The following is a 16436-nucleotide window of genomic DNA, read 5'->3' on the forward strand; positions in this document are numbered from 1 at the left end:
TTAAGAATCATTCTTGAATAAAAACATGACAATTTTAACATAGTTTATATATAATGATAATAAAAAAAGAAGGAGTACCACATTTGAAAGTCAAATTCCAAAGCATAATTGTATATATATTGCTTGTTATCCTACCGACAATAGGGATTGGTGCTACATTTTATTCGTATCATACATATAAAATGAAACAGGAAAACAAATTATCTGCTCATACAGTTCTCTTTTTATATAGAGATTATTTGGATCATCATCTTGGTGAAGCAATTTCTGCTTTAGACATGCTTGCAAAAGTTGTAGGCACCGAGACTGGTAATATAAATGGTATTAAACAAATTGTACATGATACAGATGGAAACGATGCACGCTTTTCTGGTCTATATTACGCTACACCAGAAGGAGTCATTACAATCGCATCTGAAGATGAATCAAAGCCTATAGATGTTTCAGACCGTAAATATATTCAAGACGCGCTCCAAACTAAAAAAACCACTGTATCATCAGTCATTACTGATCGCGTTCTTGGACATAAAGCTATTATGATTGCTGCCCCCATATTTAATAAACAGAAGGAGCTCTCAGGATTATTATTAGCTAGTTTACGCTTTGATTACATTTCATCTTCTTTAAATGCCATTAAACCACAATACCATTTTGAGGTAACTGATAAACATGATGTAGTTTTTCTAACCGATGATAATAGCGACACAAGTGATACGCATTCTAATATGCTTACTACCCCACTCCAAAGATTAAATTGGAAGGTCTCTGTTTCTCCATTACCTATTCATCAAAAAACCTTATACCAGTGGGTTGCAATAGAGTGTATAGCTACTTTATTTTTAATGTCTATTTTATTTTTACTTGCTCAATATATGTTGTTAAAACGTCAAACAAAAATTGAAAGGCAACAAAATGAACTACAAAAAATTGAATTAGTTGGAACTTTTGCAGCGAGTACAGCACACGAAATCCGTAATCCTCTTACTGGAATTAAAGGACTCGTCGCTCTATTAAAAGAGAAATATAAAGATGAGCAAGATCAGTTCTACTTTTCCGTAATTGAACAAGAAATAGAGCGAATCAATGAAATTGTAAGTGAATTTCTTATTCTCGGAAAGCCAACCGCCATCATCGAACAAACGTATGATGTAAGAAAAATTCTAAATGAGGTAGCATTAATTATTCAATCTGAGGCGAATTTACATAACATTGTATTCCATTTACATCTGCCAGACCATCCTGTTCATATCCGTTGTTCGAAAGACCATATGAAACAAGTGGTTTTAAACATTACAAAAAATGCAATTGAGGCCATGACTTCTAGTGATACACTAACCATTGTAGTAAAAAACAATGAAACACACGCACAATTGCAGATTATAGATACTGGAAAAGGGATTCCGCAACATATTCAAAAACACCTCTTTCATCCGTTCTTTACTAATAAAGATACTGGAACAGGTCTTGGACTTGTCATATGTAAACGAATTGTAGAGATGTATAATGGGCATATTTTTATTGACAGTACAGAAAACGAAGGAACAACAGTTCATATCGAAATTCCGTTACACATAGTATAATTATCCTTATCCCATAAGGGTAATTATACTTATTTCATAAAACCAGCCACAAGCATTCGCCAAAAATTATTTGATTTTCCTTCATACCCGATTTGGAAAATAGGTATTTTTATAATTGAAAACCATTTCGGTGTTTGTTTTTCTTTATAACATTGATATTGTAAAATAAGCTTGTCCAATTCTTGACTAACTTGAATTGTCTCCCTACTATTTAGCCCACTTGTTAATCCTAGTTGAATCATTTCTTCACGTTTCATATGAATATCACGTGAAAGCTTTTCTAATGTGTACTTCCTTTTTACAGTAAACATCCATATCCCCCTTATTATACTTCCATGCTCTTAACTTCACTTCTCCATTGACTTTTTTAACTACTTAATCATATGCAAATTTGAAGAATCAGAAATTTTAACATTTTCTCCCTGTAATTTACAAATCTTTACCCTCACTTTGAGAATTATTACAAATTATTCTATCTTTGTAAATACATTCGCAATAATAGACATTTTTTTCATCTTGTTTTTTTATAAATGCTACGTAAACCGTGGATTCTTAATTTTCCACCTACTTTTCTTCGACATTTTTTGTTTAATTTATATAAAAAAGCAAAACATAATGATGATTGATAAAGTGAAACTTTAATCAGTGTTTTTTGTTCAGCCCCCACTGATTATTAGCATTCACCAATCGGGTAGGCAGTGAATCTCCCACCTATCCAGCCCAATGTTGAGGTGGGAGTCTTACTCCCCCACAAATAGCGGGATAACAATAGAAAGGAAATATTTATATGCGAAAATATACGATTGCATTATTCATCATTGTTTTGTTTTTACCGTCCTTCTTATTTCCTATTCAAGCAAATGCTCATACGAATAAAGTTGCTATTGTCATTGATGATTTCGGAAATAATATGAAGGGGACTAATCAAATGTTATCACTTCCCATTCCACTCACTGTTGCTGTTATGCCTTTTCTTCCTTCCACAAAAGAAGATGCAATAGCTGCCCATAAGAAAGGCCATGAAGTTATTATACATATGCCAATGGAACCTATAAAAGGTAAAAAAGAATGGCTTGGGCCGAAAGCAATTACAACTGATTTAAGCGATGAAGAAATAAACAACCGACTTGAACAAGCGATTCAAGAAGTACCGCATGCAATTGGAATGAACAATCATATGGGGTCAAAAGTAACAGCGGATGAAAGAATTGTTCGCCTTATACTTGCTGCTTGTAAAAAACACGGTTTATTTTACTTAGATAGTAAAACGAATCCTAATAGTGTCGTCCCAAAAATCGGAAAAGAATTAGGAGTTCCTATTATTGAAAACCAACTATTTTTTGATGATGTGTATACAGCAGGACATATTTCAAAACAAGCCCAATTACTCATCAAAAAAATTCAAGAAAAACCTATTATGGTAGCTATCGGGCATGTGGGCCCTCCAGGTGAAATTACATCACGCGTTATTGAAACTTCTATCCCTAAAATTCGTGAGCATGCAGACTTTATTTTCTTATCTGATCTAGCATTATCCCCGCCTCCTGTTTCAAAATAAAGTTCATTACTCACATAAAGTAAAACTTTAATCAGCCCTCACCAATTGGGCTTTTATGGGCAATCCGTCCCCCACTTAACTTCTTTACTTGCGCTGAATTTTGAGGCTCGGATTTTACTGCCCACAAATGACGGGACAAAAAAGTACCTATCTATATATAACAGATAGGTACTTTTTTTAACTTAAATATAATCTACATGACTCACTCTGAATCCTTTTTTCTCTATTTTTCCGATTAATTGCTTTAATCTTGTTTCATCTAACTCATCTGATATATTTACAATAACGCGGCGGATATATTGATCACCGTTATCTAACGTAAATAGGCCACCGATATTATATGCTTTTAACAATGTCCCAAGCTCTTTAATCGTTCCCTTACAATCTTGTGTTGCAATTGTTAATATATAACCACCTGTTCGCATACCAAATGAATCTTCAATAACATCAAATATATTCGAATGCGTTAACATACCGACAAATTCATTATAATCATTTAGCACGGCTAAAAACGGAAGCCGACGAATTACATAAAAAGCTCTGAAGAATGAATCCTTTTCAAAAATAAATGCATTGGAATCATCAAGCATATCCCCTGCACTTACATGCTCTAATCCGCTATTGCATTTTTTTTCTAATAAATCTACTTTATAAATAATCCCCGTGAATTTCTTCTCATCTTCTGCTAATACCGGGATGGCTCGAAATCCCGTTTCGTTCATCATTTGCAGTGCCTCTTCACCAGAATCATTTATCTTGCAAAATGTTACTTGCTGCTTTGGCAGAAAATGATATTTAACTCGCAAAATATGTTCCTCCTTACATGTCAACATGTAATCTATATATAATAAGGAGACCTATATTTTATGAGTGAAATTATTTTTAAAACGCTTTCATTTGTTTATTAACTTGTAGCCATATCACATCCATTTTTATATAACAGAGCTCCTTGCACCCTTAATCATTAATAACTTTACATGATAGTTCATTAAATATTCTATACCCTCTAGCCATTTTTTCGCTTCTTCTGGCGTTTTTCCCCACACAATCATGCCGTAATTATGAACAAGAACTACTCCTCCACCTTCAATGAAATTCGGAACATTGCTTTCTAATAAATCAGCGAATTTTTTTTCATCTTCTACAATTGGAATTGTCATTTCTGTTATACCTTCTTTTCCGAAAACACGCTCCACACTGCGTTTATCGAACGTTACTTCTCCTTCTTCCCCATATAACTCTGATATTAAATGACTATCTACAGTCTGCACTTGTAAAATACATCCTGCACTACTTTTTTTATAAATATCCGCATGCATGAATGACTCTGCAGCTGGTTTTTCTTCATTTTCAAATACTGACTCGCACATGCAATTTACGACAATAAAATCTTCTTCCGAAAATAGCCCTTTATCTCTTCCCTCAACATTTACTAAAAATGTTAACGGCTCTTTTGACGTACATAGCGATAAGCTAATTTTGGTACCATAAAACCAATCACGAAGTGCCAATTCAGATTTCACATCTTTTAATTCATTCCATTTCTTCAGAAAAAATAACATTTCGTCACCCCCGGCATAATATTCATATAAGGTTCGAATCCTTTCTATGTAAAAGGAATATTTTTTGATTATTCTAAAAATTTAATTGAATTATCACATGAGAACGCTTTTTTGTCAATATAGTTTCGTGGTTCTTCTTTAAAATAGGCTATTCATATGTCTATACTCCTATCTATTTCATTTTGCACATAAAAAATACGCTATTCTTTAATTAAAGAATAGCGTATTTTCCTCATTTTTTATTCCGCATTAACGGGCAGCCCGATTGGTGAGGGCTACTAATCAGTGGGGAATGAACAAAACCCCCACTGAATAAAGTTTCACTTTATTTCTTTATTGCATTATACAAAAACTGCGCGTATTGTTCACGTGTTACGAAATTATCTCCTAAAAAATTCCCTTCCCCGTTGCCTTTTGATATTTTATTATCCACTAAAGCTTTCACATATCCTTTCGCCCAATGGCCATTTGGTACATCTTTAAAATTCTCTGCACTATTTTCATTTTCTTTTAACTGAAATACTCTTTGTAGTACTACTGACATTTCATATCGAGTTAATACTCCATCCGGACGGAACATACCATTTCCATAGCCTGTCATAATTCCAGCTTGAACCACTGCATCAATAGCCGTTTCATACATATTTCCTTTCGTATCTGTAAATGCCGTTTTTTGTTCTAGATTATTTTCTAATTTTAAATACCTTTGTATTAGAAGTGCTACTTGTCCACGAGTAATGTTATCACCAAATCCAAATTCACCATTTCCATAGCCTATAAATAATTTTTCTTTCGCTAAGTAATTAATTGCTTCTTCTGACCAATGTCCCTTTGGTACATCTTTAAATTCTACCACTTCTGTTTTCTCATCTTCTTTAGATGTATTACCGTCTTTACTTTCTACTACATTTTGAATAACAGATCCTGTAAAGAAGATTCCTGTATCCGCGAATGGATCTTTCACACCAAATTCATATACTTTCTCACCTGGTGTACTCCATTTCACTACACCATTACTATACGTACCATTATCGCTCTTCAGACGGATTTTCGTAGAAATCTCACCATCTTTTTCATATATAGGTACTTTTACTTCTTTATTTACTTCTGTTTCCTCTAAAAATACTTTTTGATTTTGGACATTAATATAAGCCGTCTTACTTAGTTCTATAACTGGTCGGACATCACGGATTTCATTTGCAACAAAACTTAGAAATACTAATTTTTTTAAATTACTAACTGGTGATAAGTCTGAAATATAATTCGCTTCTAAATCAAGCTTTTGTAAGTTTACTAAACTTGATAATGGAGTAATATCCTTTAACTCATTGTTAGGTAAGTGTAATTGTTTTAACTGTGTCATCTTACTTAGAGGAGTAACATCTTTTATTTCATTTTTCCCGATCCACAATTCTTCTAATTGCTTCATTTGCTCAATGCCGGATAAATCTTTAACTTTATTACGTGTTAATACTAAGTCTGTTAAAGGTAATGAATATAACGCTTTAATATCTTCAATTTGATTACCTGCTAAAGTTAAGTATGTTACATTTTTTAAAGCGCTTAATGGAGCAACGTTCTTAATTTTATTATTTGCTAAATTCAAGTAATCTAGTTGTTCCATTTTCGCTAATGCTGTTACATCTTCTATTTGATTGCCTGATAGATATAAACTTTTTACATTTTTCATTTCAGTTAGTGGTGCAACGTTTGTAATTTTATTATTACTTAAATCAAGAGATTCTAAATTATCCATCTTAACAAGTGGCGTTACATCTGCAAATTCATTACCACGCAAAGCTAAATGATTTAATTGCTTTAAGTTCGCAAAGAACGACGGGTCTTTTATCTTCGCATTCGCAACTGTTAAAGATTTTAAATTTGGCATATATTTTAATGCACTATAATCAAGTATCTCATTTGTATTTAAAAACAAATCCTTTACTTGTAATAAATCTTCTTTCGTAATTGGTGTATTTAAATCTTTTCTATTAAATACTTTTTTATTAACAAGCTCTCTTAATTTGTTATCTGTTATCATATTTTGATTATCAACTGGATTATCCGTTTCCGTATTTCCTGAATTAGAGTTATCATCTGGTTTCTCTGTTTCTTTGTTACCTACAGTTGGATCTTTAATTTCAAATTGAACTTGATATTTGTGATCATATCCAATAGCTGGAATAAGTATATGCATTTGCATATTGTGTTTCTTCTCAAACTCGCCAATTTCAAATTGAACTACTTTCGTTCCATTCTTCCTCTTATCTTCTGACAAAACCTTCACATCATGAAATACACCAGGCTGGTTTTTATCTTCTATTCTAAGATATTGAAAATAATCGCTATCTTGCATTGTTACAGTGACAATTTTTTTGCCAGCTGCAATCGTTACTTTAGGATCTTTTATATATTGAGAAACCATAGATGGCTCGTCTTTTTGGTCCTTATATATTTTAATTTCAGTATCATACGTGCGATCACTCGCTGCTGCTACCGATTGATTTGCTTCAACTTTTAATGCCGCTAATGCTGGAGTAGAATACGTAGCAAATGGAATTGCTAATGTTGTCGCTACTACTAGCGCCTTCATATAATTTTTTTTCAAAATAATATCCCCTATCATATACAATTTTTATAATTGATAACCCTTATCAATTACCCACAAATAAATGATAATGAATATCATTATCATTGTCAATGAGAATATTATATTAAATTTATATTTTTAAAGATAAAAAATAAAAAGCCCTTTATTCAAAGGGCTTTTTTACCTATCGTATGAAGAATTTCACTTTTTTCCTTCTCATTGATGACACCAATTTTTTGCAAAATATTCGCGTACAATACAAGTTTATTATATATTCGTTCTGACATGTTCTCCCTTCTTTCCTTCGACCAACTTTTTTTGTATTGGTAAATTATATGAAAGAGATGAGAAAATGTGTCCACTTTTTGCATAAATGCAAATCTTTTATTTTACGATTTGCAGACAATAAAACTCCCTCCTAAAAATTAGGCGGGAGTTTAGGTACTTTCACTTTATTTAACAAACTGTCCACTGAATATTATGCTTCATAAGTTCTTCTTCAAAACTATATGGCATTTTTTTATCACAAATTACATGTTGAATACGTGAAAATGCTGCTATACGATAATTCCCTTTCACGCCTACCTTCGTATGATCACATAAAATATATGTCTTCTCAGCTAATTTCATCATCGCCTCTGACAATTTCGCTTTCTCTAATTCAAAGCTGGAAACTCCAAAACTAGGTAATAACCCATCAATCGAAACGAACGCTTTATGAAAATGGAATTGCTGTATTACTTGCTGAGAAATAGACCCTGATACACGCGAATGCTTTGGAGATACTTTTCCACCTATAAATAAAACTTCACCGTGAAACATCTTTTTATTAATAGAAGAAATTAATTGTGTTGCGACTGGAAATGAACTTGTTACAATCGTTAAGTTTTTACGATGAACAAGGTATGGAACCATTTGAAGCGGTGTACTTCCATCATCAATTGCAATGACATCACCATCTTCTACAAATGTCGCTGCTTTATAACCAATTCTTTTCTTCTCTTCTATATGTAGCATTTCTCTTTCTAACATTGGCGCCTCTACCCCAGCGCCTGGAAGTTGAACAGCTCCACCATACACTTTTTTCAGCTTCTTTTCACGATCTAATTCTTCTAAATATCGACGAATCGTTTCTGTTGATACAGCAAATTCTCTCGCTAATTCTGAAACCTTTACTTTTCCTTTAAATTCTACCTTTTCAAGAATGGTTCGCTTTCTTTCTTCTCCTACTACAGACATAGATTCACCTCATTTATATCTCCCTCATAAGCTTCCTTGCTTATACAAAGTTATAATTTTCTTTGTAAGTAGAAACTTCTTCATGAATATGAATACCGCGCTTTGCTAGTTCATCAAAAATTAATTGTGGATTTTCAAAAGCTTCTTCAGGCGTAACAACACCCACCCTACTTGCATTTCCAGTTGCAATTAACTCTGCAGCAACCCCAAATGGAATACCGACGTTTCTCGTATACGCCCTTAATTTTTCCCATCCTACAACAGAACCATCAGATAACGGATGTGTATGATATAACACATGTCTTTGCTTCTCATTATTTTTCATACCTATTACTTCTACATGAAGTGCATAACCATAAAGCTCTGTTTCTTGTCCTTCTTTCGATTGCAATAAATACTGCGAAATACAATCCATAATGCCTATTTCTTTCCCGTTTATTTCAATCTGATCATTACGCAATATGCCGTAATCATATAAAGCACGTACAAGTTGCATATTTTGCTTCGGCCAAGTTCCTCTCGTCTCTATCAGTTTGACACCTTTATTTTCTAGTGCCTTTGCTAACGTAATCGTTTCAGAATGCGGAATGATATACTGCGTTTCCTTACCATAAGGCGCTGGCAATTCTATTTCTCTCGGACGCGCAAACGGAAGTACTTGTTTAAATTCACCATCTTCATACACTGTACGCGATGGTAAATGTGGATCATATTCATATGTCGTTGTCTCTGTAATTGAAGCAGAAAAAGCAATCGGACGATACGAACCGTGACTTACGCGGACAGACTCTACAGTATCCAGTTGATTTGCTGCATGCATTGCCATCATTTGCGTTACACCTGGCGTCATGCCAAACCCAGGCAAACATGTTTTTTCATTTTGAACAAATATAGCATGCGATTCATTTTCTTCACCAAATCCATTTAAGTTCACACCGTGGCAGCCTGCTTCTGCAATACAGCGAGTCGACAATCCGTTTAGCTTTATCGTCGTACCATCCAATACAATGTCATAACCTTTCATTTTTGCAACCGTATCCTCGTGATTCGTTACATCTACTTTTACAAAATCAACACGAGGATCGTTGAGCCATTCTACTACTTTACGGCCTTCTTCCTCGTTAAAATCGGCTACAGTAATCGTCTCAAAAGATGAAAATTGAATTAAATCCAAAATAGCTTCACGACAAATTTTACCTGCTCCACCTAAACAAAATACTTTCACCCAATAACAGCTCCTTTAGCAATACTATCAACTAAGCGATTAATATCTTCTTCATGTACATCACCTATATTTCCAATCCGGAACGTATCTACTTTCGAAATTTTCCCAGGGTAAATAACAAATCCATAGCATTTTAATTCGTTATATAACTGTTGAAACTCGAACTCCCCTTTTGGATAAATGAAAGATGTAATAATAGGAGATTGATATTTCTCATCTACTAGTGGCTTAAATCCGATTTCTCCCATTCTATTCACTAGTAGTTTTTGATTGTTGTAATATCGATTGTAACGCGCTCTTACTCCACCCTCTTTTTCTAGTTCAAGTAGTGCTTGATAAAAAGCATGTACAACATGTGTAGGTGAAGTAAAACGCCATTTCCCATTTTGTTTTTCCATCGTTTCCCATTGATCATATAAATCAAGAGATAAAGAGCGTCCTTGCCCTTTACACTTCAATAATTCATCACGTTTTGCGATTACAAATCCGAATCCAGGAACCCCTTGAATACACTTATTCGCACTACTAATTAAAAAATCAATTTGTAAATCAGCAATGTCTATTTCAATCCCGCCGAAACTACTCATCGCATCAACAATTGTAACCTTTCCATACTGCTTTCCTAATTTACATACATCTACAATTGGATTTATAATGCCTGTCGTTGTTTCACAATGAACAACTGCAATATGCGTAATCTCTTTATCTTCTTCCAATAACTTTTCTACTTCTACAATATTAGTAGGTTCCCACTCTTCTGTTTGGCTGACCACTACATCAATCTGTAACATCTCTGCCATTTGTACAATGCGCTTACCGTACGCACCATTTGTACAAACGAGAAGCTTCCCATTTCCCGGAATAACAGAGCCAATTACTGCTTCAACTGAAAACGTACCGCTTCCTTGCATTAACACTGTTGTATATTTCTCTTCTTCCTTCGTCGCTAACGATACAAGTTTAGCTCTTACTTCTTGCACCATCGTATTATATTCAACATCCCACGTACACCAATCGTATAGCATAACTTCTTTTACTGATTTTGTTGTCGTTAATGGTCCTGGTGTTAATAATAAGTAGTGATTTTCATTCATGATCCCGTACCCCTTTTATGAAATAATAAGTTCTTGTTTCTCGATATGTTCCATTACGTTTTCGAGCTCCTGCATCGTTTCAATCGTAAAATGAGCCCCATTTTCAACAAACCGATTACGAACTATTTCTATTTTTTCACGAAGCTCTACCGAATCCATACTCTCCACTTCCTCTTCCGTTAAACCGAGCTCACTACTTCCAAGAATTACACCAACTGTCCACATTCCAGCATTTCTACCTTCTTTCATATCTGATACTGTGTCCCCTACTTTTATCATATGGTTCATCGGATACACACCAAGTTCCATTGCATTTTTATAGCACATCCATGGGTATGGGCGGCCTGCTGGAACATCATCTGGCGTAACAAGAAAATCAGGTTTATATCCTTGTAACGCTGCTTCCTTTGCTACAATTTCCATCATTTCTCTCGTATAGCCCGTTGTTGAACCGATTTTAATGCCTCTCTCACGTAAAGAAGCGATTACTTCTTTTACCTCATCAATCGGCGTAGCATAACTTGGTAAAATAGAAAAGAGAATTTCTTCAAACTCTTCATACATCTCATGAATGTCTGCTTCTGTTGGTAATTGACCGAAGACACGCTTCCACTCATCCGCAATACGAGGCATTTCTGTTAGTGCCCTTACATGATCTATTTTTAATAATCCCATTGGCTTACGTGCTTCTTCTGCTGTAATTTCAACGCCACGTTTTTGAAAAATCTTCATGAATACTTCTAGCGGTGCAAAACATCCGTAATCAACCGTCGTACCTGCCCAATCAAAAATAACTGCTTCAATTTTCATTCTGTCCATCACCCTTCTTACTTATCTTTTTTGCCATTGTGAAGTTCGGTTACGAAGTGCTTTCGTTCCCCATTCATATACAACTCTCACTACAATATTTGTAACAACAATAAGTACACTCATTGCAGCTGCTGGTGGTACATTTCCTGCATCATCCATATTTACGATTGATACGGCAGCTAGTTTAAAATCAGCTGCATATAGGAATACAACTGCCGATACAGTTACCATTGAATTTACGAAGTAGTACATTACCATTTCTAAAATTGCTGGTAAACACATTGGTACTGTTACTCGGAAGAATGTTTTATAAAACGGAATACCCATCGACTGCGAAACAAGCTCAAACTCTCGGTCTAATTTCTTTAAGGCAGTCGTTGCCGTGACAAATGTTACAGAATAAAAATGAATGATATTTACTAGTACTAATACAGCGATTGTTCCGTATAAAGAATGAAACGGATTCGTTACTGATAGTCCAAGAATTTGAATCGTTGGTTGACTAAAGAAAAAGACATATCCTAATCCGAGTACTAAACCTGGTATCGCTAACGGCACTATAGAGAAAAAGTAACCTGTTTTTCTGAAAAATTGTAGCTGGTCTATTTTCTCAATTGCATATGCGAATACAAATGTTAAAATCGCCCCAATAACTGCTGTAACTGCTGAAACAATTACGCTATTTTTAAATGCTTCAAGTCCATCTCCTGTTAAACTTGAAAAATTAAAATGCTCAAATGTAAAACTCATATTATATGGCCATACTTTCACACTTGCAGCAATACCAACTGCAACAAATAATAGAATGATCATAAGTGTAATCACACTACAATATATGAATGAGATTACATCTCTTTTCTTATTAGCTATTATTCTGTATGGTACTGCTTTTGAAGATAAGAAATTCGCCTGCTTTCTTTGCGTAATACGATCAACTACAAATGCGAATATAGCTGGGATTAATAAAATCATTCCGACAGTTGCACCCATCGGCATATTTTGCTGTCCAATTACTTGTTTGTATACGTCAGTAGCAAGCACATTATATTGACCACCAACAATTTTTGGTGCCCCAAAATCAGTAAAACTAAGTGTGAACACAACAAACATTGCACTAATTAATCCGTACTTTACACTAGGTAAAGTAACCGTGAAAAATTGCTTTGTTTTACTCGCCCCTAACATATTAGAAGCTTCATATAAACGATAATCAGATCCTTGGAAGGCAATTAGCAATATAAGAAAGGCTTGTGGAAATGTATACATAACTTCAGCTATTACAATTCCTACTGGTCCATATAAAGGGATTTGTATACCTTCAAATAAACCAAACATTCCTTTCGTTACTAGCCCTTGATTACCAAATAAATATGTAAGTGCTATACCGTGCATCATCGTTGGTGCGAACAATGGTAATAACGCTACATACTGAAATACACGCTTTCCAAAAACATTCGTACGGGCAATTGCATATGCGTAAACGAATGCGATTGCAACTGAAATAATTGTTGTTGCGCCAGAAATCCATACTGTATTTTGTAAAGACTGAACTAAAGTTGGTGTTGTGAAATATTTACTGAAATTCGCTAAACCAACGAAAACTCCATCTTTATTATAAAAAGCTTGTGTAAATAGTTGTAATAGCGGTAATACAAGTATGATAAGGAAAGAAAAAATCATAACGATAATTACGAGCCTTTGGATCCATTCCTCTTTCCCTATACTTCTCTTAATCTTTTTTTTCGTACTTTCTACCTTATAGTTTTCTAACATCTCCATCTATACAATGACCTTCTTTCCATATGACAACATATGATTTTCTGAGAAAGAGATTTGAATCGGCTTTCCTTTTCTAATAGCCGTTGCTTCTACTTCTGATGCTAATATATCCACTACAATTTTCTCATTATAAAGGTGTGTGTTTTCTTCTAAGACTCGCACTTCCGTCCGATATACAGATCCGCGAAATTCCATACTTTCCACAACTGTTTTAATACCGTCCTTTTGTACAATTGTTACATGTTCAGGACGAATTGCATGTTCTTCGTTATTTTTCGAAAAGAAATTAATAGAACCAATAAAATCTGCCACAAACGGATTGGCTGGTCTTTGATAAATCTCCTCTGGTGTTCCAATCTGCATAATTTCCGCATGATTCATTACAACAATTTTATCAGCCATCGTTAATGCCTCTTCTTGATCATGCGTGACCATAATCGTCGTTACTCCTATTTTCTCTTGCAAATCACGCATTTCTCTACGTAACTTTTCACGTACTTTTGCATCTAAAGCAGATAACGGCTCATCGAGTAACAAAATATCCGGAGACAGAGCGAGCGCACGTGCAAGTGCTACTCGCTGCTGTTGTCCACCAGACATTTGAGCAGGATATTTATCTTTTACATTCAGTAAATCAACTAGTTCTAACGCCGATAGCGCCTTCTCTTTTACTTCTGCTTTTCCATACTTTTTTGTCTTTAAGCCGTATTCAATGTTTTCAAGTGCTGTTAAATTCGGAAATAATGCATATGATTGAAACACCATTCCGAAATTCCGCTTTCCAGGAGGTAATGCTGTAATATCTTTTCCATTCACAGCTATACTACCTGTTGTCGCCTCTTCTAGCCCTGCTAAAATTCGAAGCAATGTTGTTTTCCCACAGCCACTTGGGCCTAATAAACATACAAACTCATTTTTTTTCACAGTAAAAGAAATATCCTTTAACGCTGTAAATGCATCAAACTGTTTTTGAATGTGTTGAATTGATAAATATTCGCTCATTTTTTCTCTCTCCCACTCACTTACTTTTTCGGTTCTGCTTTTTGGCCAAACTCTTTTTCCCATTTTTCTAAAATTTTGTCGCGATTTTCTGCTGCCCACTTAAAGTCATTCTTTTTATATAACTTTTCCGTCACATCTTTCGGGAATCCATCTGGAAGTTTATAATCATTTTTAATTGTTGCAAATCCATTTTTCTCGAAGTATAACTTCATTACATCATCAGTAATTGCCCAATCTAAAAATGCTTGCGCTAATTTTTCATTTTTTGCATTATCTTTTTTAATAAGTGCGTTCGCTTCTACTTCCCAACCTAATCCTTCTTTCGGCAATACAACTTCAACTGGTGCACCTTTTTGTTTCTCTTTTAAAGCACTATAAACCATCGATACGCCAACTGGATATTCACCTGCACCTGCTAATTTCGCTGGTTTTGAGCCTGAATGCGTATAAGTTGCCATATTATCATGAAGTTTCTTCATGTAATCCCAGCCTTTATCTTCACCCATAATTTGTAGCCATGCAGAAACTGTTAAAAATCCTGTTCCAGAAGAAGCCGGATGTGGCATAACAAGCGTTCCTTTATATTCTGGTTTCGTTAAGTCTTCGTATGATTCTGGCATCGGTAAATTTTTCTTCTTTAATTCTTCTTTATTTATAGCAATCCCCGTCATAAATGCAGTATTTCCTACCCATTTTTCAGGTTGTTTGTCATCTTTAAATTGCGAAAGAACGCGGTCCGCTCCTTTTGGAGAGTACCCTTTTAACATATCTTTTTTATCTAAAGCTAATAGACTTGATGCCGCAGTTCCCCATACAACATCTGCTTGTGTATTTTTTCCTTCAGCTAGCAATTTCGCAGTAATAACTCCTGTTGAATCACGTACAATGTTCAATTTCACATCAGGATATTTCTTTTTAAAAGAATCAAGATAAATTGGTACAAGCTCTTCTTCAATCGCTGTGTAAACAGTTAATGATCCAGATAATTTGTCATCTTTCACTTTCGCTCCAGCACTTTCTTCCTTCTTTGCACCACAACCCATTAATAACGAAAATACCATTCCAGTCGCTACAGCTTTAAAGATTGTTTTTTTCACTGTTTCTCTCTCCTTTTACAAATCTTATGTACAACTCAAATATAAACAACTAGTGTAAAAGCAGTATTAAACCAACATTAATCTTTTGTTTGTTGTTTGTTTTTGTGTAATACGTTGCTACTTCTATGTTTTTTCGCATTTTTCTGCTAATAGAAAACACTAAATTTACAAATAATTAAAAAAACCTTTATAATCCCACAAAAAAATGAGGCGTTTGTAAAAAACGCCTCATTTTTGTTTACCTTTTTTTGAATTACGATTAGCATACTTTGCGCTATTTTCTCCTTCATACTCTAATGCAAATTCTGCATCTGGTAAGCTTTCTTTCGGAGTTTTATTATTATTGATTGCCGCATTTTGTTTCACTTTTCTTTTTACCAATACATTCACCTGCTCTCAAGAAATCACTTTCTACTCTAGTTTGAAGCAAGCTGAAATAATTATTACTGGCAAGTGTTAACAAGTACATAAGAGGCGTTAGATGGAAATACTACATATGAAGAAATCATTATAAAAAGGAGCGATAATTTTGAAGAAAAAAGAAAAGATTCAATCACCAATTTTAGACGAAACGCTCCCGCATCAAATGAATTTTCCATCTTTTAAAGGAACAGGAAAAACGATGCAACAACCTTTTGTGAATCAATATGATGTTGTAATTGGAGACAGTCAATATAATTCCGAGAACAGTCCGCTTAACAATTGGAGTGATGAAGTAGATCCTGCCATTATGGCTGGCGATGAGTGGATCCATCCTACAAATGATATTGGGTGGATTTCAGAAGAAAATCAAGAGTTACTAAAAAACGAAGTGGATAATAAAAATGAAGCTTTTATGCATCCACAATTTGGCATTAACGACTAAAAAACCATTCTACCTAACATAGGTAGAATGGTTTT

General features: G+C 34.4%; 15 protein-coding genes. 3 read left to right on the top strand and 12 right to left on the bottom strand.

Annotation, left to right across the window (positions count from 1 at the left end; genetic code table 11):
• The first annotated feature begins 83 nt into the window (after positions 1 to 83).
• Positions 84 to 1580 (top strand): DUF3149 domain-containing protein, encoded by a 1497-nt coding sequence (locus ACS2QP_RS10290; RefSeq protein ID WP_438882397.1) that lies wholly within the window; start codon positions 84 to 86, stop codon positions 1578 to 1580.
• A 29-nt stretch (positions 1581 to 1609) separates the two neighbouring features.
• Here ACS2QP_RS10290 and ACS2QP_RS10295 read toward each other — a convergent pair whose 3' ends face one another.
• Entirely contained in the window at positions 1610 to 1891 is a 282-nt protein-coding gene (locus ACS2QP_RS10295) for an aspartyl-phosphate phosphatase Spo0E family protein (RefSeq protein WP_000495536.1), read from the bottom strand.
• A 476-nt stretch (positions 1892 to 2367) separates the two neighbouring features.
• Between ACS2QP_RS10295 and ACS2QP_RS10300 the strand changes: the two genes are divergently transcribed.
• Positions 2368 to 3138 (top strand): divergent polysaccharide deacetylase family protein, encoded by a 771-nt coding sequence (locus tag ACS2QP_RS10300; RefSeq protein ID WP_001234107.1) that lies wholly within the window; start codon positions 2368 to 2370, stop codon positions 3136 to 3138.
• Positions 3139 to 3320: 182 nt separating this feature from the next.
• On the opposite strand, the gene cbpA is transcribed toward ACS2QP_RS10300, so the two are convergent.
• From cbpA to ACS2QP_RS10355, 11 genes are all read right to left on the bottom strand, one after another.
• Positions 3321 to 3944, bottom strand: coding sequence for a cyclic di-AMP binding protein CbpA (gene cbpA / locus ACS2QP_RS10305; RefSeq protein WP_001264208.1), 624 nt, complete (start codon positions 3942 to 3944; stop codon positions 3321 to 3323).
• Between the two features lie 126 nt (positions 3945 to 4070).
• Entirely contained in the window at positions 4071 to 4700 is a 630-nt protein-coding gene (locus tag ACS2QP_RS10310; protein WP_000896006.1) for a class II aldolase/adducin family protein, read from the bottom strand.
• A 325-nt stretch (positions 4701 to 5025) separates the two neighbouring features.
• Positions 5026 to 7326 carry an NEAT domain-containing leucine-rich repeat protein gene (locus tag ACS2QP_RS10315; protein WP_438882398.1) on the bottom strand — a complete coding sequence of 767 codons (2301 nt, stop codon included), beginning with the start codon at positions 7324 to 7326 and terminating at the stop codon, positions 5026 to 5028.
• A gap of 420 nt (positions 7327 to 7746) precedes the next feature.
• Positions 7747 to 8529, bottom strand: coding sequence for a DeoR/GlpR family DNA-binding transcription regulator (locus ACS2QP_RS10320; RefSeq protein WP_000117666.1), 783 nt, complete (start codon positions 8527 to 8529; stop codon positions 7747 to 7749).
• Positions 8530 to 8569: 40 nt separating this feature from the next.
• Positions 8570 to 9754: a saccharopine dehydrogenase C-terminal domain-containing protein gene (locus ACS2QP_RS10325; RefSeq protein ID WP_326263411.1), complete on the bottom strand. Its 1185-nt coding sequence runs from the start codon at positions 9752 to 9754 to the stop codon at positions 8570 to 8572.
• Entirely contained in the window at positions 9751 to 10848 is a 1098-nt protein-coding gene (phnW, locus tag ACS2QP_RS10330; RefSeq protein WP_001004784.1) for a 2-aminoethylphosphonate--pyruvate transaminase, read from the bottom strand. The genes ACS2QP_RS10325 and phnW overlap by 4 nt, the downstream gene beginning before the upstream one ends.
• Before the next feature lie 15 nt (positions 10849 to 10863).
• Positions 10864 to 11658 (bottom strand): phosphonoacetaldehyde hydrolase, encoded by a 795-nt coding sequence (gene phnX, locus ACS2QP_RS10335; RefSeq protein ID WP_000687399.1) that lies wholly within the window; start codon positions 11656 to 11658, stop codon positions 10864 to 10866.
• Between the two features lie 21 nt (positions 11659 to 11679).
• Entirely contained in the window at positions 11680 to 13437 is a 1758-nt protein-coding gene (locus tag ACS2QP_RS10340) for a putative 2-aminoethylphosphonate ABC transporter permease subunit (RefSeq protein ID WP_438882399.1), read from the bottom strand.
• Positions 13438 to 14439 (bottom strand): putative 2-aminoethylphosphonate ABC transporter ATP-binding protein, encoded by a 1002-nt coding sequence (locus ACS2QP_RS10345; RefSeq protein ID WP_438882400.1) that lies wholly within the window; start codon positions 14437 to 14439, stop codon positions 13438 to 13440.
• A gap of 20 nt (positions 14440 to 14459) precedes the next feature.
• Complete coding sequence (locus ACS2QP_RS10350; RefSeq protein WP_063535928.1) at positions 14460 to 15536, bottom strand: putative 2-aminoethylphosphonate ABC transporter substrate-binding protein; 1077 nt, start codon at positions 15534 to 15536, stop codon at positions 14460 to 14462.
• A 228-nt stretch (positions 15537 to 15764) separates the two neighbouring features.
• Positions 15765 to 15917, bottom strand: coding sequence for a hypothetical protein (locus ACS2QP_RS10355; RefSeq protein WP_000240799.1), 153 nt, complete (start codon positions 15915 to 15917; stop codon positions 15765 to 15767).
• A gap of 148 nt (positions 15918 to 16065) precedes the next feature.
• Here ACS2QP_RS10355 and ACS2QP_RS10360 point away from each other — a divergent pair, with 148 nt between their 5' ends.
• Complete coding sequence (locus ACS2QP_RS10360; RefSeq protein ID WP_063535926.1) at positions 16066 to 16401, top strand: DUF3905 domain-containing protein; 336 nt, start codon at positions 16066 to 16068, stop codon at positions 16399 to 16401.
• Positions 16402 to 16436 lie beyond the last annotated feature (35 nt).

It is taken from the genome of Bacillus cereus group sp. Bce019 (assembly GCF_051781745.1).
In the GTDB taxonomy this organism is placed as follows: Bacteria; Bacillota; Bacilli; order Bacillales; family Bacillaceae_G; genus Bacillus_A; species Bacillus_A cereus.

Bases quoted from the DNA above. Each gene is read 5' to 3' on its own strand.
- ACS2QP_RS10295 (WP_000495536.1), bottom strand. From the start codon at position 1,891: ATGTTTACTGTAAAAAGGAAGTACACATTAGAAAAGCTTTCACGTGAT.
- ACS2QP_RS10300 (WP_001234107.1), top strand. From the start codon at position 2,368: ATGCGAAAATATACGATTGCATTATTCATCATTGTTTTGTTTTTACCG.
- ACS2QP_RS10310 (WP_000896006.1), bottom strand. From the start codon at position 4,700: ATGTTATTTTTTCTGAAGAAATGGAATGAATTAAAAGATGTGAAATCT.
- ACS2QP_RS10315 (WP_438882398.1), bottom strand. From the start codon at position 7,326: ATGATAGGGGATATTATTTTGAAAAAAAATTATATGAAGGCGCTAGTA.
- ACS2QP_RS10320 (WP_000117666.1), bottom strand. From the start codon at position 8,529: ATGTCTGTAGTAGGAGAAGAAAGAAAGCGAACCATTCTTGAAAAGGTA.
- phnW (WP_001004784.1), bottom strand. From the start codon at position 10,848: ATGAATGAAAATCACTACTTATTATTAACACCAGGACCATTAACGACA.
- phnX (WP_000687399.1), bottom strand. From the start codon at position 11,658: ATGAAAATTGAAGCAGTTATTTTTGATTGGGCAGGTACGACGGTTGAT.
- ACS2QP_RS10340 (WP_438882399.1), bottom strand. From the start codon at position 13,437: ATGGAGATGTTAGAAAACTATAAGGTAGAAAGTACGAAAAAAAAGATT.
- ACS2QP_RS10345 (WP_438882400.1), bottom strand. From the start codon at position 14,439: ATGAGCGAATATTTATCAATTCAACACATTCAAAAACAGTTTGATGCA.